Genomic DNA, 14,849 nt, shown 5'->3' with positions numbered 1-14,849 from the left:
CTCAGCCAACGCAACCGACTGAACCAACTCAGCCAACACAACCGACTGAGCCAACCCAGCCAACGCAACCGACTGAGCCAACCCAGCCGACACAACCAACTGAACCAACTCAGCCGACACAACCAACGACTCCAACAGTTCCAACCCAGCCAGAACAACCGAACAAACCTGGCGATAATAATGGAACAGGTCAGAATGATAAGCAAGACCCAAGTCAAAATGATGGGACTAGCCAAATGCAAGGCCAAAACGATCCAGCTGATAAGGCGACTTCAACCACTCCGAACATGGTAGCGCCGAAAGCAGGTCAGGCTCAAGCAGATGGTAAGCAACTGCCAGATACAGGTGAAAGCTCCAACCTCATTATTATTGGAGCGGCCATCATCAGTGCCTTAGCAGGGCTTGTGCTCATGGCCTTAAGACGTCGTAAAATCTAATATTGAGAAAAAGACAGCTTTTTGGCTGTCTTTTTTCTTTTCAAACGCCAATGTTAACAATATGTCAGAGAGGTAAAGTTTGAATATTATATCGGGTTTTTGGTGGGTTTTATAGCCAGAGATTGCTATAATAGGAAATAGAATACAAGAACAATAGTGAGGAGGATAGCCTGATGAAAGACAAAATCAACCATTTTGCCATTCGTAAATTAAGTATGGGGATAGCATCTGTTGCGGTTGCTTCCTTTATTTGGTTAACTTCCTTGACTCATCAGACACATGCTCAGGAGCAGAAGTCTGCCTATACTTCTGGCAATTCTTCTGACCAAGGCCAGAGTATAAGCCTGGCTGAGTCTGTAGAAAGTCACGAAGTAAGTGAGAATTTAAGCGGTGATAGCCAAACTCAAATGAACCAAGCTACTTTGAACTTACCTGAGGGTTATACCGAAACAGAACTTAAGCAGGCTAGTCCTAATTTAAGTCAGAGTGGTCAAATCGGGTTAGAAGGAAATAAATCTTACCAACCTAGTCAAGCTGAGACTGACTCCTTAATATCCTCGGAAGGGCTCCAAGCCAAACAGGCATTGGAATTAAGCCAATGGGTAGCTAAGCTGATTAATCCTATACGCACAAGTTGGGGTCATCAAGCTTATCAGGCAGATTCTAGCTTACAAGCAGCTAGTCAAAGCTTATCAGATCGTTATCAAGCTAAGAATTGGGATCCTGTCACGCAAGGGCCTCTAACACAGCTAGAGCAAGAAAGTTTAGGTGAGCTGTCAACTTCTGTCAAACACTACTGGTTGAGCTTTAACACGCCTAAGGCAATTGAGAATATAGGACAACTCAAGCAAGTCATCCATCAACAGCTTTTGAGCGTCTTATTCCAAGGACAAGCCGATAACTATCAAGGTGCCCGGTATTTATTAAGTTTAGACAGTGCGGTTGCAAGTCGTCAACCTAGCTTGGCGCTTACCCTGAACAAGGCAGCTAGAAGGGACCAGACTAGTGTATACCTTATGTCTTTGACTTTTCTAACCCCTCCGAAAGAGGCTGGCCCTGTTCAAACTGATAGTTCTTCAGATTCTGGTCAATCGTCAGATTCTAGTCAACCAGAGTTTCCTACTAATCCAATTCTTCCGCAGGATCCTATTCTCCCTACAGACCCAATTACTCCACCAGATCCTGTCTTGCCGACTGATCCGCTTAGCCCACAAGACCCTGTAATACCACAACCAGAGCCCCCTCAAGAAGTAAGTAAACCCGAGCCGAGTCAAGAACCTAGTCAACTAGAGCAAGCTCCAGACCAGTTGGATCAACGTCCGCGTCGAGATTTGCCAAGCCTGGTGGAAAAGGGCAATCTCATGGCACAAAAACAGCAAGCAAGTAGTGAATCGCATGAAGAAGCAGAAGAATCAAGTTCAAGCTCGACTCAGCTTTCGCATTCTTCGTCTGTTAGTGCAAGTTCTTCAGTGGAAATGTCAGAGCGTCCTACAGTAAGTAGCTCAGAACCTGATTTGCAAAGTTCTAGCCAAGATGATGGTTATTGGTTACTACTCGGGGGTGTCTCTGCTGTAGCAGCAGCTGCTGGTCTTATCTACCTCAAACAAGTTGAAATTAGACGACGCCAGGGATAAATTAAGTATTGTCTGACTAGAGAGTAAGCACTTTCTAGTCTTTTTTAGAATGACTTGTAGATGAGTGGCAACTTTGTTATAATAATATCAAGTTCTATGAAATGAGGTATAGGATATGAAGCAAAAATTCGCAATTCTTTTGGCTGTGGTAGGTTTAGGCATGAGTCAACCTTTGGCCCTTATTCAGGCTAGCGAAAGTAGTGATTTGGCTAGTAGCACAGGCAACAATCGGCAAGATGAATCTCCTTCTAAGGAAAAAGGTTCACGACAAAATCCCATTCCTTTAGGAGAGGCCTTAGACTATGAGAAGAAGTCTCGTGACGGATCCAAGAGCCAGCTTTCCTTTACCATTCTTGAATCTTGGCGGGGCAAGAAGGCTGAGAATCAATTGCAGGAGCTAGCGCCATCCTACCAGCCCAACCGTCAGCCTTTGGATGATGACCAAGAGATTCTCTTATTGCATCTAAAACTAGCTTACAAGTCGGGCGATGAAAATCATCAAGAGTTTACTCACGCCGGTATCATCAATCCCTTCTTCGATTTGTCTGGGAGCGGGATTCCAAATGAATATGTCGCCGACTTGCCAGACCATTTGGCCTTTGATATGTTGTCTTTATATCCTGGTAATGAGCATGAGGGGTATTTGGTCGCAATTGTTCCCAAAGATACTCCGCTTATCTTTAGTTATCCCAAGTACGGCCTATCAAATGAAGTTTTCTTCCAAGTAGAGAAGGGTCAAGACACTACAGTTCCTACTAAGGAAGTCCAAGCAGAAACTCCTGAACAAGCACAATGGGGAACAAAGGAAAAGCCAGTTCCCTTCACTGAAACCAAACCAATTAACTATGTCATGCCCTATGAGGTGAGTGATGGTGGTTACGGTATCCTCGCTATATCTCACAGAATCACAGTTTTAAATGCTTGGCATGGAGATCAAGCTAATCAAAAGGCTATGGATTTACTTAGCCCGAATGATTATCAACGCATGGCTGATGATATGAAGTCTAACCAAGAGTTCTTAGTTTTACATATGGAGTCTAGCTTGGCGCCAACGCTAGAAGACAAGGTGTTTGAGTCTAGTCCAAGTATAAGTCATTTATCCTTAGTGGATAGTCAAGGTCAAGACCATGTCTTTAAGGGCTTCTACCAACTCAAGAAGGCTAGAGACCAATATGAATCGCGATATATGCTGGGTGGAGGAAGTGTAAAAGGTTATGTCATTTTACCAGCACCAAAAGAAGAAAAGCTGCTCTTAAAGGTTAAGAACGAATTAGCCAATAAGGAAATCTATTTCGAGATAGGGTCCAAAAATCCTTAGGTTATCGATAAGTATTTTGGTCCTTAAGTAATAGAAGGAGGATATACTATGTCATCAAATCGCCAACCTGACTACAGTCGTTACTTACTCATCATCTTGATTTTGGTAGCTGGGATTGCAATGTTGGGGCTTGGCTTTCTCCTTTATCAAGCCATGACGCAAAGCCCTAAGGAGCCAGAAGTTTCAAGCTCAGTCTTGGTATCCAGTCAAGAATCAGAGAGCGCCAGCAGTCTATCAGTCGCGTCTACAGATAGCCAGTCTGTCGCATCTAGTCAGAACGAGTCCCTGTCTGATAAAAACCAAGCCGTCCAGGCTTCTTTTACTAGTCTATACGGGTCTAAGGACATTAAGCTTGCCTATTATTTCCAAGAAGTGACGCCAAATAGTCAAGGGGCTGCCTTGGTGAGTCAGTCAGGTCCAATCAAGTCGGCTAGCATTATCAAACTTTTCATCATGCAAGTCTTGTTAGAGGAAATTAGGGCTGGACGCATAAGTTGGCAAGAGATGATCAGCATGATGGCTGAAGACCAGGTAGGAGGGACTGGCAATCTCCAAGCGGCAGAGCCGGGCACTTCCTATAGCCTTGAAGAGTTAGCCTTAGAAATGTTAATTCACTCTGATAATACGGCGACCAATCTGATTATTGAACGTCTAGGTGGCATATCTGCTGTTCAAACCAAGATTCAGTCCCTTGGCTATCAAGATACTCGTTTACAGCGCTTAATGATGGACCAGGTCGCGATTGCTGAAGGAAGGGAAAACTTCACCAGTGCGCGTGAAGTCGGCCAGCTCTTAGCCAAACTATATCAACATAAGCTAGTAGGGCAAGAACAGGATCAAATCTTCTTAGACTTTTTAGCCCAACAAACAGACCGTCAAGGGCTAGTTGCGTCACTTCCACAAGGCGTCACCAGCTATAATAAGACGGGAACCAACTCAGCCCAGGGCTTGCAACATGATGCAGCCATTGTACAGGCATCTAATCAATCAGCCTATGTTTTAGTGGTCTTACAAGAAGATCCAGGACAGGGTGACATGTTAAAGCCGCTCCAAGAGATTGGTCAGCGAGTCTATGAGCTTATGAATGACTAAAAGACTTGCCTCAGCGAGTTAGTCTTGAGCTTATGAGCTGGCCGGTGCTAGAATTTCAAGTTTTTTCAAAAAAGGCTTGAGATTTATAAAGTGTTCGTGCTATAATACTTGAGTACTGTTGAGGTATCAGCAAGAAATGATTTGAGGAGGTTGTGACAATGCGTGTTAACATTAACTTAGAATGTACAGAATGCGGCGATCGTAATTACTTAACTACCAAAAACAAACGTAATAACCCAGATCGTTTAGAAGTAAAAAAATACTGCCCAAGATTGCGTAAAGTAACTTTACACCGTGAAGTGAAGAAGTAAGACGCGGCATAAGATACAAGCCACAGCTCGTAGTACTGACTACGAGCTGTTTTCTTACTATTTGTCCAGAAACTATATTACGTTTAGATGACAAGCACAATCCTAAGTTGAAAATACAGGAAAACGCTTGATATAATAGATTAGCATTAGTGAAAGGAGGGGAAATAAAGTGCAAAAGTTTAATAAATTAGGCCAAGCTATGCGGTCACCACGCTATTTCCCCTTGCTAGTCCTTCTTGTGATACTGACTCTGTCCAGTCTGGTGGTTTTCTGGGTACAAACATCGAGTCAGGTGACCATTCAGAATGCTAGTGTCACGCTGAGACAATCACCGGATACCAACGCTAAGTCCATTAGCTCTATTGCCAAAGACCAAGTGGTACATGTCATTAAGAAAGAGGATAACTGGCTAAAGGTTCGCTATCGTCAACGAGAAGGGTGGCTGCCTCAATGGCTATTAGACCAACCAAGTCTATCTTCTGACCAAGGCTTGACGGCTCAAGTTAAGAAGACCACACCTTTCTACCAAGGGGCATCCACTTCGAGTGCCAAGATTCGGGATTTGACAGAAGGTTACCAATACGATGTGGTGAGTGAGTCTAAGGGTTGGACTGAACTGCTTGTCAATAACCAACCGGGCTATGTAGCGACGGCTGATTTAACCCTGTCTACTAAGGAGCAAATCCAAGCTCAACAAGAGACCATCCGGCCTGAGAATATTGACATTACTAATGCTCAATATATTCAAGTTCGCTCAGAAGGCCAGGCCTTCCATAGTGAGCCTAATCTTGAGAGCACGCCTTACTACAACCCAAGCTTTAATCAACGATTCAAATATCTAGGAACGGTTAATAGTGACGACGGGACGGAGTTCTATCATGTAGAGGACCAAAATGGCCAACGAGGCTATGTAGAATCTCGTATTGTAGCCTTTGAAGATGCCTCTAAAGACCATGTGGATGGGCCGATTGCTCGTTCGCTCAACGGCGCAGTTATCTTAATTGATGCGGGCCACGGTGGGAGCGACCCAGGGGCCATTAGCCAAGATCCATATGCTCAAGAGAAGGCTGTAACCTTAGCTGCTTCAAATGTTTTAAAGGCTAAATTAGAAGCTCAAGGTGCAGTTGTCATGATGACTCGTACAAGCGATACAGATGTCAGCCTTGAAGAGCGAGCACAGCTAGCCAATCAAGAAAAAGTAGATGCCTTTATTAGTATTCACTTTGATGAGGCCAGCAGCAATATCGCATCGGGCATTACAACCTACTACTACCACACTCAAGATGAGTCCTTAGCTAATTTAGTCAATACAGAATTGGCCAAAATTCAACTCAATAATCAAGCCGTCGGCAATAATGGGGTTCACTTCGGTAACTATTATGTCTTAAGAGAAAATCATCAGCCAAGTCTGCTCTTAGAATTAGGTTACATGAGTAATAAAGACGACTTGAAACTGATTCAAAATTCTGGCTACTACGATGCAGTGGCGGAGGCCATTGTTAAGGGTCTGGAGCAGTATTTAGAATCTTCATCTAGATCACAATAGGCTTGACGTATGGAATAAAACGCGGTAAAATACAGAGAAATAAGCAAAGAAATCGATGACGTAGACAAGTAGAGGTTTTGACTTCAGAGAGTGCTCCCCTAGGCTGCAAGGACACAAATTAAACCTTCAAGACACTACCGAGATGAATAAGTGAAAACTTGTTCCGCTGACCCCGTTAAGGTCCAAAGGCATGTAGTAATCATGCGAAGAATAGGTGGTACCACGTTTTAACACGTCCTATAATCCTCAGGGGTTATAGGACGTGTTTGCTTTTATAGAGAACCATCACCAATATTACTAGGAGGCAATAATCATGGCACAAGTAAAAAGAATGAAGGGCACGGTTGATATCTTGCCAGCAGAAAGTCGAATCTGGCAGTATATAGAAGATTCAGCCCGCGCTGTTTTTGAAACCTATAATTTCCAAGAAATCCGGACTCCCTTATTTGAAGCCTATGAGCTATTTGCTCGCTCATCAGGGGATACTTCGGAGATTGTATCCAAAGAAATGTATGACTTTAAGGATAAGGGCGACCGCCATTGCGCTTTGCGTCCGGAAGGGACTGCAGGAGTAGTTCGGGCCTTTGTTGAGAACAAACTTTTTGGCCCCGAACATGCTAAACCATACAAAGTCTACTACATGGGCTCCATGTTTCGTTATGAACGTCCTCAAGCAGGTCGACAACGTCAATTTAATCAGATTGGGGTAGAGGTCTTCGGTTCGACCAATCCGGCGACAGATGCGGAAACCATCGCTCTGGCATGGGACTTCTTCCAGGAATTGGGTATTGAAGGTTTAACCCTCTATGTCAACTCCCTAGGGTCAGCCCAAGACCGAGCACGCTACCGTCAAGCCTTGGTTGACTATTTCACACCATTGGCTGACCAATTAAGTGCAGACTCACAACGCCGCTTGTCTGACAATCCTATGCGGATTTTAGATTCCAAGGCGCCAGAAGATAAGGCTTTAGTTGCCAATGCGCCAAAGATTCCAGACTACCTCAGCCCAGAAAGCAAGGAACACTTCGAGACTGTAAAGGCCATGTTAGAGGCCCTAGAGATTCCATATCTTGTTGATCCATCAGTGGTTCGTGGTTTGGATTACTATCAAGATACGATTTTTGAGATTATGGTAGATGATCAAGCCATTGGTGCTAAATCTACCATCTGTGGTGGTGGCCGTTATGATGGTCTGGTAGAGGCTCTTGGCGGACCTGCTACACCTGGTTTTGGTTTCGGGATTGGGGTAGAACGTCTCTTGCTACTCCTTAAGCAACAGGAAGTGGAAGTGCCTGAAGCTGAACCTTTTGACGTTTACGTTATGGGCCTAGGTCAGGCAAGCAATATGATGGCCTTGCGTCTAGTTCAAGCAGCCCGTAAAGAAGGCTTGTTGGCAGAGCGGGATTACCTGGATCGCGGCCTCAAGGCACAATTCAAGCAAGCTGACAAGCTCAAAGCCCAAGTGATTTTGACGATTGGGGAAGACGAGTTAGCAGCTGGTACCGTACAAGCTAAGCATCCAGCTAGTGGTAAGCAAGTTACCCTACCACTTGATCAAGTATTAGAAGACTTTATGGGGACTTATCGCCAATTAACGGTGGATACCTCAGTCATTGACAAGTATTTTAAGGGGGAATTTTAATGACCACACAACGTTTATACTGTGGGCAAGTCGGCCAAGAACAAGTTGGCCAAACCATCACACTAAAAGGTTGGGTCCAAAAACGACGCGACCTAGGGGGCTTAATCTTTATTGACTTAAGAGACCGTGAAGGTTTCTGTCAGGTTGTGCTCAATGGCGATCACCTAGGGGAGGCCATGGCTGAGGCTGAGCGTATCCGTAGCGAGTATGTCCTAGAAGTGACGGGGACCCTACAATACCGTGATGAGAAACAACGTAACGCCAAAATTCCAACGGGTGATTTTGAATTGATGGCTGAGAAGTTGACTATTCTAGCCACTTCTAAGACACCACCTATCTACTTAGACGATGAGGCTGAGATTCAAGATGATCTCCGTATGCGTCATCGCTTCTTGGATCTTCGTCGCCCACGTATGCAAGCTAACTTACGCCTGCGCCACCAAGTTACGAGCGCCATTCGTCGATATTTGGATGAATTAGGCTTTATCGATGTTGAGACACCTTATTTAACTAAGTCTACTCCTGAAGGGGCGCGCGATTACTTGGTTGCAACCCGTGAAGCAGGTAAGTTCTTCGCCTTACCTCAATCACCGCAATTATTCAAGCAGTTGTTAATGGGGGCAGGCTTTGACCGTTACTATCAAATCGTGCGTTGCTTCCGTGATGAAGATTTGCGGGGCGATCGTCAACCAGAGTTTACTCAGATTGACTTAGAAACTAGCTTCTTAAACCAAGCCGACATCCAAGAAATCGTGGAACAAATGCTTAAAGAAGTGGTCAAGGCTACAAGAGGTCTAGATATGACTGAAGCCTTCCCAAGCATGACCTATGCCCATGCTATGGCTCATTATGGAGTAGATAAACCAGATATTCGTTTTGATATGACTTTGAAGGATTTAAGTGATTTTGCTGCTAAGTCTCAATTCTCTGTGTTCGCAAACACAGTTAAAGAGGGTGGCCAGGTTAAGGCTATTAATCTTAAGGGTCAAGCCGATGCCTATACCCGTAAGACAGCCGATGCTTTAGTAGAAGTAGTCAAGCCATATGGCGCCAAAGGCCTTGCCTGGTTGAAAGTTACCGAAGAAGGCTTGAACGGTCCTATTGCTAAGTTCTTTGCTGAACCAGCTGACACACAAGCTATTCTTGACTTAACCCAAGGGGAACCTGGTGACATTCTCTTCTTCGTAGCGGATAAACCTCAAGTGGTTGCTGCTGCTCTCGGTGAGTTGCGGGTTAATCTAGCCAAAGCACATCAACTCTTCGACGAGGATGCCTTAGCCTTTGTCTGGATTACCGACTGGCCACTCTTCGAATATGACGAAGAAGCAGGGCGCTATTTCGCAGCCCACCATCCATTTACTTCGCCACAAAACCTTGATTTAGAAGCCCTTAAGGCCAACCCTGACCAAGCCTTGGCGCAGGCCTATGACATCGTGCTTAACGGCTATGAAATTGGTGGGGGTTCCATCCGGATTCACACCCGTCCTATGCAAGAGCAAATGTTCGACTTGCTTGGTTTCACACCAGAAGAAGCACAAAGTCAATTTGGCTTCCTCTTGGACGCCTTAGACTACGGCTTCCCACCACATGGTGGTTTGGCGCTCGGTCTAGACCGTTTGGTCATGCTTTTAGCCAAAGAGCCAAACATCCGGGAAGTCATTGCCTTTCCTAAGAATGGTCGTGGGGTGGATACCTTCATCCAAGCTCCAAGTCATGTAGCGAGCGCTCAATTACAAGAGTTACATCTTCAAGTAGAGGCTGAATAAGCACAAAAAATGCCCTGACAGAATTCTCTGTCAGGGCATTTTGCCTTAGTTTTCATGCTTGTGTAGGTCTAGCATCTTGAGGATAATGGCAGCTGATTCTTCAATGCTACGTTGAGAGACATCTAGGGTTTGGCAACCAATGCGTTTATAAACTTCTTGGGCAAAGTCAAATTCTTCCTGAATGCGATCGAAGGAGGCGTACTTAGTTGGACTAGTAATGCCATATTCCCGCATGCGAGCATCCCGGTGTTGGTTAATAACTTCTACACGGTTAGTCAGTCCGACAATCTTGTTAGGGTCTAACTTGAAGAGAATTTCTGGTAATTCATTTTCTGGAATTAGTGGCAGGTTAGCTGCCTTGTAACCTAACATGGCCAGGTACATGGAGAGAGGCGTCTTACCTGTACGGGAGACACCCAGTAGGATGATATCGGCTTCTTCGAACCCTTTAGGGTCCTTACCGTCATCAAAAGACATACAATATTCCATAGCCCGAATCTTGTCGAAGTAGCGGTCAGATAGCTCGTGTTGGGCCCCAATAATCTTGGTTGGTTTCATGTTAATCCGATAGCCAATTTCGTCTACAATGGGTTGAATGAGATTGTAGTAGGTCAGCTGGTGCTTGTTGAAAAAGCGTTCAGCATAGGCTGCCATCTCGTTATTAATCATGGTCATAAAGATTAAACCATCATGGGCAGCTGCATCTTCTAAGGCAATATCTAAATCGTTTATATTTGAAATAAAGTTGTATTTGTGACATACTTTATGTGCAGACGGATATTGAACTAGGGATGATTGCGCAACCTTTTGAGCAGTTTCTCCAATCGCATCCGAAATAATAAAATAGTGTAAAGTTGGACGTGTGTCTTCCATAGTGAGTCGCCTCCAGTTCTTAATCACTTATATCATAGCATATCAGAAGGGGGCTTGTATATGGTTGATCATCACCATCATGATTGCCATGGGCATCATCACTGTCAGTCGCATGATCATCAGGAGACTGAGGACATGTCAGTTGATGAAATTGTTAACCGTGGCATGGCACAATTAAAAGCTGCTGGCTATAAAATGACCAAGAAGCGTCAAGAAATTCTGCATTTATTTGCAGAGAATCAACGCTATCTGAGCGCTAAGTATATTCATCAGCAATTAGGCAAAGACTATCCAACCATGAGCTATAATACTACTTATCGCAATATTTATGATTTTGTGGACGAAGGCCTCTTAGAAGCCACGGAGTACAATGGAGAGCAAATGTTCCGGATTAATTGTTGGAATTGTGATCATGGGCACCACCATCATCATTTTATTTGTACCGTCTGTGGCCGGACCATCCCTTTGGATGCTTGCCCTATGGATCAGGTCAAGACAGACTTGTCCCAAGTAGAAATTGAATGGCATCGCTTTGATGTCTTTGGTAAGTGTGCGCAATGTAAAGGTAAATCATGAAAATTATGGTAATAAAACCTTAAAAAATGAAAAAAGCCTATTGAAAAATAGGTAAGAAGTAGGCTATAATAGACAAGGAATCTTATTTAGATGCTTTATCTAGGAAAGGTTACTAAAAGCTCGGAGGGAGGGAAACCCATGTCTAAAACAGTCGTTCGTGAAAACGAATCTCTAGATGACGCTCTTCGTCGCTTTAAGCGTAACGTTTCTAAAACAGGTACTTTAAGAGAGGCACGTAAACGTGAGTTTTACGAAAAACCATCTGTACGTCGTAAGAAGAAATCAGAAGCAGCTCGTAAACGTAAGTTTTAATAACATTACGCTAGCTTATAAATAGCGATACATAGCGATTCAAAACACCCAGTGGCCAAAGTCATTGGGTGTTTTACTTTACTTGCAAATTTAGCCTGAAAAGAGGATAATAAAAACATCATTAGGACAAGGTGGGATGACTATGAATCAACAAGTAGCTGATTTCTGCCAGCGGTATTTTACAGACCGTCGTGGTAGTAACTGTAAGAAATGGGACTTAAGTCAAGAACTTTTCGGGGCACCAGATTTACTGGGAATGTGGATTGCGGATATGGACTTTAAGGTGCCTGAAGCGGTCCAAAAAGTTTTACACGAGCGGGTAGACCATGGGGTCTTTGGCTACTCCTATCCTTGTCCAGAATACTATCAAGCCTATGCCAAGTGGCAGCAAGAAAGAGCTGGTGTTGAGATTGAGCCTGACTGGGTTCGTTTTTCACCTGGGGTGGTCAGCAGCTTTTATTGGTTGGTTCAAATCTTGACCCAGCCGGGTCAAGGGGTCATGATTATGACGCCTGTTTATCCACCCTTCCACGGCGCCGTTAAAGACACGGGCCGAAAATTAGTGGATTATCAGTTGCAATTGCGCAATAACCGCTATGAAATTGACTTCGATGCCTTGGAGAAGCAAATTGTAGCCGAAGAGGTCAAGTTACTCATTCACTGCTCACCGCACAATCCAACAGGTCGTCTCTGGAGTCTGGAAGAGTTGGAACAACTCCTAGCCATTTGCCGTCGTCATCATGTTTATCTGATTTCTGATGAAATCCATCAAGACTTTGTAGCGGCAGGCAATCACTTTGTTTCTGCCTTGGATGACCGCTTAAGTGCTTATCGGGACATCATCGTTGTTTTAAACTCACCCTCTAAGACCTTTAACTTAGCGGGCCTGCTTAATTCACATGTGGTTATTCCGGATGAAAAATTGCGTCAAGCATACGACCGAGGCGTAGCACCTTATCAGCAAGCCAGTCACTCCCTGATGGGCTTACTGGCCACACAAGCAGCCTATGAATCAGGTAGCCAGTGGTTAGAAGGTCTTAATGCAACAGTAGATTACAATGATGACTACTTACGCCGAACCCTATTGGCTGCCTTCCCAGATTTGGTGATACCGGAACGTCAAGCTACTTATGTCACCTTTATTGATTTTGGCGCTTATTTGCCAGCAAGCCAGATTAAGGACTTCATGATTCATGAAGCAGGGCTAGCGGTTAACTTTGGGGTGACCTTTGGCCGTCAAACTGCCACCTTTGTTCGTCTCAATTGCGCCACCCATCCTGATAATGTGGCGGAGGCTGCAAACCGCATCATTTCGGCTTTGAATAAGCGATTAAATCAAGAGTAAAGGAGTTTACTTATGTCTATCCAACGTATTATCTCAGATAAGTTACCAAAAGCAGTAGGACCTTATTCACATGCTAGCTATGTCAAGGGCTGGCTCTATGCCTCAGGCCAATTGCCAATCGACCCTGTTTCTGGTAATATGCCGGCCACTATTGGGGACCAAACCCATCAAGTCTTTGCCAACCTCAAAGCCTTATTAGCTGAAAAGGGCATGACATTTGAGCATGTGGTTAAGACGACTGTCTTCCTCAATGACATTGCCGACTTTGCAACAGTCAACGGGGTCTATGGCCAATACTTTAGCCAAGACCATTATCCAGCTCGATCAGCCTTCCAAGTCGGCAAACTTCCGCTCAATGCTGGGATTGAAATCGAATTGGTAGCCTATAAGGAGGAAGCCTAATGACTTTAACAGAACGGATTAATCAAGATATTAAAACAGCCATGAAGGCTAAGGACAAGGATAGCCTTAAGGTCTTGCGCATGCTTAAGGCTGCTCTCCAGAAAGAGGCACTAGAACAGCCTGAGCCCTTAAGCCAAGACCAAGAAATTACCATTATTTCCCGGGAACTCAAGCAACGTCGTGATTCCTTGGCTGAATTTAAGAAAGCAAATCGAGAGGATTTGGTGTCAGCTACCCAGGACGAAATTGTCATCGTCCAAAAATACTTGCCAGAACAACTCAGTCCTGAGGCTTTAGAGACCAAGATTCGTGAGATTATGGCGCAAGTGGGAGCTACTAGCAAGGCAGATTTCGGCAAGGTCATGGGATTAGCTGCCAGCAGCCTTAAGGGGCAAGCAGAAGGTAAGGCCATTAATGAGACAGTTAAACGTCTCTTAGGATAAGCTATGTTAACAGGAGCTGTGCTCCTGTTTTTTGTTTTAAGGCGCAAAAATGGCACAAATCATGACTTTTAGTGCAAGACAAGGTATAATAGAATCAGCCTAGTGTGTCCACTAGTATCTAGCCTGACGTCGTCTGAGACGTGAAGAAGAGAGGGATTGCTTATGACGGAACAACACCCATATAGTCAGACATTAATTATTTCCAATCCGGATTGGCTTTTAGCCATTTTGGGCAATCAAGATCACCATATTCAATTACTTGAAGAACACTTTGAAGTGCTTATCACGACGCGGGGTGAGCAACTAACTATTACTGGTCGTCAAGCAGCTGTTGAGTTGACACTAGAGGTTGTTAACCAATTAGTGCAATTGCTAGAACGTCATATTACGCCTCACACCATGGACATTGTGACGGCTATTAAAATGGCCCAGAACAATACCTTGGATTACTTCCTCAATCTCTATGAGGAAGTCATTGGTCGAGCAGCAGATGGCCGGGCCATCCGGGTCAAGAACTTTGGTCAGTTACAATATACGCGCGCCATTGCCAAACAGGACGTGGTTTTCGGCATTGGGCCTGCCGGGACTGGTAAAACCTTCTTAGCTGTAGTGCTAGCTGTTCAAGCCTTGAAGGAAGGCCGAGTGAAGAAGATTATCTTGACGCGGCCAGCAGTAGAAGCAGGGGAGAGCCTAGGCTTCTTGCCAGGTGACCTTAAGGAAAAGGTGGACCCTTATTTACGTCCGGTTTATGATGCGCTCTACACAATCTATGGGGCAGAGCAAACCAACCGCCTGATGGAACGTGGCGTCATTGAGATTGCGCCTTTGGCTTATATGCGGGGCCGTACCTTGGATGATGCCTTTGTTATCTTAGATGAGGCTCAAAATACCACCATTGCCCAAATGAAAATGTTCCTCACCCGTTTAGGCTTTGGCTCTAAGATGATTATTAATGGGGACCGAACGCAAATCGACTTGCCAAAAGGGGTAAAATCAGGTTTGGTTGATGCCCAAAGTAAGCTTAAGGGAATTGATCGTATCCAATTTGTGACCTTTGATGCCTTTGATGTGGTGCGTCACCCTGTGGTGGCTGATATTATCAAGGCTTACAGTCGCAAATTACCTGATGATAACTTGGGCGAAGTGTAGGTG

The 14,849-nt window shown here is 44.6% G+C and carries 15 protein-coding genes; 14 read left to right on the top strand and 1 reads right to left on the bottom strand.

Features of this window, described 5'->3' with window-relative positions:
- The 8 genes from ACO53F_RS03075 to aspS all read left to right on the top strand — a co-directional run.
- Positions 1 to 437 (top strand): LPXTG cell wall anchor domain-containing protein (locus ACO53F_RS03075; protein WP_485137258.1); only part of this gene is annotated, 437 nt, incomplete at its 5' end.
- A gap of 173 nt (positions 438 to 610) precedes the next feature.
- Positions 611 to 2,071 carry a YSIRK-type signal peptide-containing protein gene (locus ACO53F_RS03070; RefSeq protein ID WP_485137257.1) on the top strand — a complete coding sequence of 487 codons (1,461 nt, stop codon included), beginning with the start codon at positions 611 to 613 and terminating at the stop codon, positions 2,069 to 2,071.
- 115 nt (positions 2,072 to 2,186) lie between these two features.
- Positions 2,187 to 3,389 carry a hypothetical protein gene (locus ACO53F_RS03065; protein WP_485137256.1) on the top strand — a complete coding sequence of 401 codons (1,203 nt, stop codon included), beginning with the start codon at positions 2,187 to 2,189 and terminating at the stop codon, positions 3,387 to 3,389.
- 48 nt (positions 3,390 to 3,437) lie between these two features.
- Entirely contained in the window at positions 3,438 to 4,481 is a 1,044-nt protein-coding gene (locus ACO53F_RS03060) for a serine hydrolase (protein WP_485137255.1), read from the top strand.
- Between the two features lie 158 nt (positions 4,482 to 4,639).
- The gene (rpmG, locus tag ACO53F_RS03055) at positions 4,640 to 4,792 is read left to right on the top strand and encodes a 50S ribosomal protein L33 (RefSeq protein WP_070755656.1); all 153 of its coding nucleotides are present in this window, start codon (positions 4,640 to 4,642) and stop codon (positions 4,790 to 4,792) included.
- 169 nt (positions 4,793 to 4,961) lie between these two features.
- Entirely contained in the window at positions 4,962 to 6,338 is a 1,377-nt protein-coding gene (locus ACO53F_RS03050; RefSeq protein ID WP_485137254.1) for an N-acetylmuramoyl-L-alanine amidase family protein, read from the top strand.
- Between the two features lie 313 nt (positions 6,339 to 6,651).
- Positions 6,652 to 7,980 carry a histidine--tRNA ligase gene (gene hisS, locus ACO53F_RS03045; protein ID WP_485137253.1) on the top strand — a complete coding sequence of 443 codons (1,329 nt, stop codon included), beginning with the start codon at positions 6,652 to 6,654 and terminating at the stop codon, positions 7,978 to 7,980.
- Entirely contained in the window at positions 7,980 to 9,746 is a 1,767-nt protein-coding gene (gene aspS / locus ACO53F_RS03040) for an aspartate--tRNA ligase (protein ID WP_485137252.1), read from the top strand. The genes hisS and aspS overlap by 1 nt, the downstream gene beginning before the upstream one ends.
- 45 nt (positions 9,747 to 9,791) lie before the next feature.
- Here the strand turns inward: aspS and ACO53F_RS03035 are convergent, their stop codons facing one another.
- Positions 9,792 to 10,619 (bottom strand): pyruvate, water dikinase regulatory protein, encoded by an 828-nt coding sequence (locus ACO53F_RS03035; RefSeq protein ID WP_306486957.1) that lies wholly within the window; start codon positions 10,617 to 10,619, stop codon positions 9,792 to 9,794.
- A 60-nt stretch (positions 10,620 to 10,679) separates the two neighbouring features.
- On the opposite strand from ACO53F_RS03035, the gene ACO53F_RS03030 reads away from it, so the two are divergent.
- From ACO53F_RS03030 to ACO53F_RS03005, 6 genes are all read left to right on the top strand, one after another.
- Positions 10,680 to 11,195, top strand: coding sequence for a Fur family transcriptional regulator (locus ACO53F_RS03030; RefSeq protein ID WP_485137251.1), 516 nt, complete (start codon positions 10,680 to 10,682; stop codon positions 11,193 to 11,195).
- Positions 11,196 to 11,333: 138 nt separating this feature from the next.
- Complete coding sequence (gene rpsU / locus ACO53F_RS03025; RefSeq protein WP_035364261.1) at positions 11,334 to 11,507, top strand: 30S ribosomal protein S21; 174 nt, start codon at positions 11,334 to 11,336, stop codon at positions 11,505 to 11,507.
- 142 nt (positions 11,508 to 11,649) lie between these two features.
- Positions 11,650 to 12,852: a MalY/PatB family protein gene (locus ACO53F_RS03020; RefSeq protein ID WP_485137250.1), complete on the top strand. Its 1,203-nt coding sequence runs from the start codon at positions 11,650 to 11,652 to the stop codon at positions 12,850 to 12,852.
- Positions 12,853 to 12,864: 12 nt separating this feature from the next.
- Positions 12,865 to 13,254 carry a RidA family protein gene (locus tag ACO53F_RS03015; protein ID WP_485137249.1) on the top strand — a complete coding sequence of 130 codons (390 nt, stop codon included), beginning with the start codon at positions 12,865 to 12,867 and terminating at the stop codon, positions 13,252 to 13,254.
- Positions 13,254 to 13,697: a GatB/YqeY domain-containing protein gene (locus ACO53F_RS03010; protein WP_485137248.1), complete on the top strand. Its 444-nt coding sequence runs from the start codon at positions 13,254 to 13,256 to the stop codon at positions 13,695 to 13,697. Before ACO53F_RS03015 ends, ACO53F_RS03010 begins: the two co-directional genes overlap by 1 nt.
- Before the next feature lie 162 nt (positions 13,698 to 13,859).
- The gene (locus ACO53F_RS03005) at positions 13,860 to 14,846 is read left to right on the top strand and encodes a PhoH family protein (protein ID WP_485137247.1); all 987 of its coding nucleotides are present in this window, start codon (positions 13,860 to 13,862) and stop codon (positions 14,844 to 14,846) included.
- Positions 14,847 to 14,849 lie beyond the last annotated feature (3 nt).

The organism is Abiotrophia sp. (genome assembly GCF_057275535.1).
The sequence above is the reverse complement of the archived record's forward strand: the minus strand, read 5'-3'. Positions and strand labels throughout refer to the sequence as shown.

Coding starts and splice junctions, on each gene's coding strand:
- ACO53F_RS03030 (WP_485137251.1), top strand. CDS start 10,680: ATGGTTGATCATCACCATCATGATTGCCATGGGCATCATCACTGTCAG.
- ACO53F_RS03060 (WP_485137255.1), top strand. CDS start 3,438: ATGTCATCAAATCGCCAACCTGACTACAGTCGTTACTTACTCATCATC.
- ACO53F_RS03065 (WP_485137256.1), top strand. CDS start 2,187: ATGAAGCAAAAATTCGCAATTCTTTTGGCTGTGGTAGGTTTAGGCATG.
- ACO53F_RS03015 (WP_485137249.1), top strand. CDS start 12,865: ATGTCTATCCAACGTATTATCTCAGATAAGTTACCAAAAGCAGTAGGA.
- ACO53F_RS03070 (WP_485137257.1), top strand. CDS start 611: ATGAAAGACAAAATCAACCATTTTGCCATTCGTAAATTAAGTATGGGG.
- ACO53F_RS03020 (WP_485137250.1), top strand. CDS start 11,650: ATGAATCAACAAGTAGCTGATTTCTGCCAGCGGTATTTTACAGACCGT.
- aspS (WP_485137252.1), top strand. CDS start 7,980: ATGACCACACAACGTTTATACTGTGGGCAAGTCGGCCAAGAACAAGTT.
- ACO53F_RS03035 (WP_306486957.1), bottom strand. CDS start 10,619: ATGGAAGACACACGTCCAACTTTACACTATTTTATTATTTCGGATGCG.
- ACO53F_RS03005 (WP_485137247.1), top strand. CDS start 13,860: ATGACGGAACAACACCCATATAGTCAGACATTAATTATTTCCAATCCG.
- rpsU (WP_035364261.1), top strand. CDS start 11,334: ATGTCTAAAACAGTCGTTCGTGAAAACGAATCTCTAGATGACGCTCTT.
- hisS (WP_485137253.1), top strand. CDS start 6,652: ATGGCACAAGTAAAAAGAATGAAGGGCACGGTTGATATCTTGCCAGCA.
- rpmG (WP_070755656.1), top strand. CDS start 4,640: ATGCGTGTTAACATTAACTTAGAATGTACAGAATGCGGCGATCGTAAT.
- ACO53F_RS03010 (WP_485137248.1), top strand. CDS start 13,254: ATGACTTTAACAGAACGGATTAATCAAGATATTAAAACAGCCATGAAG.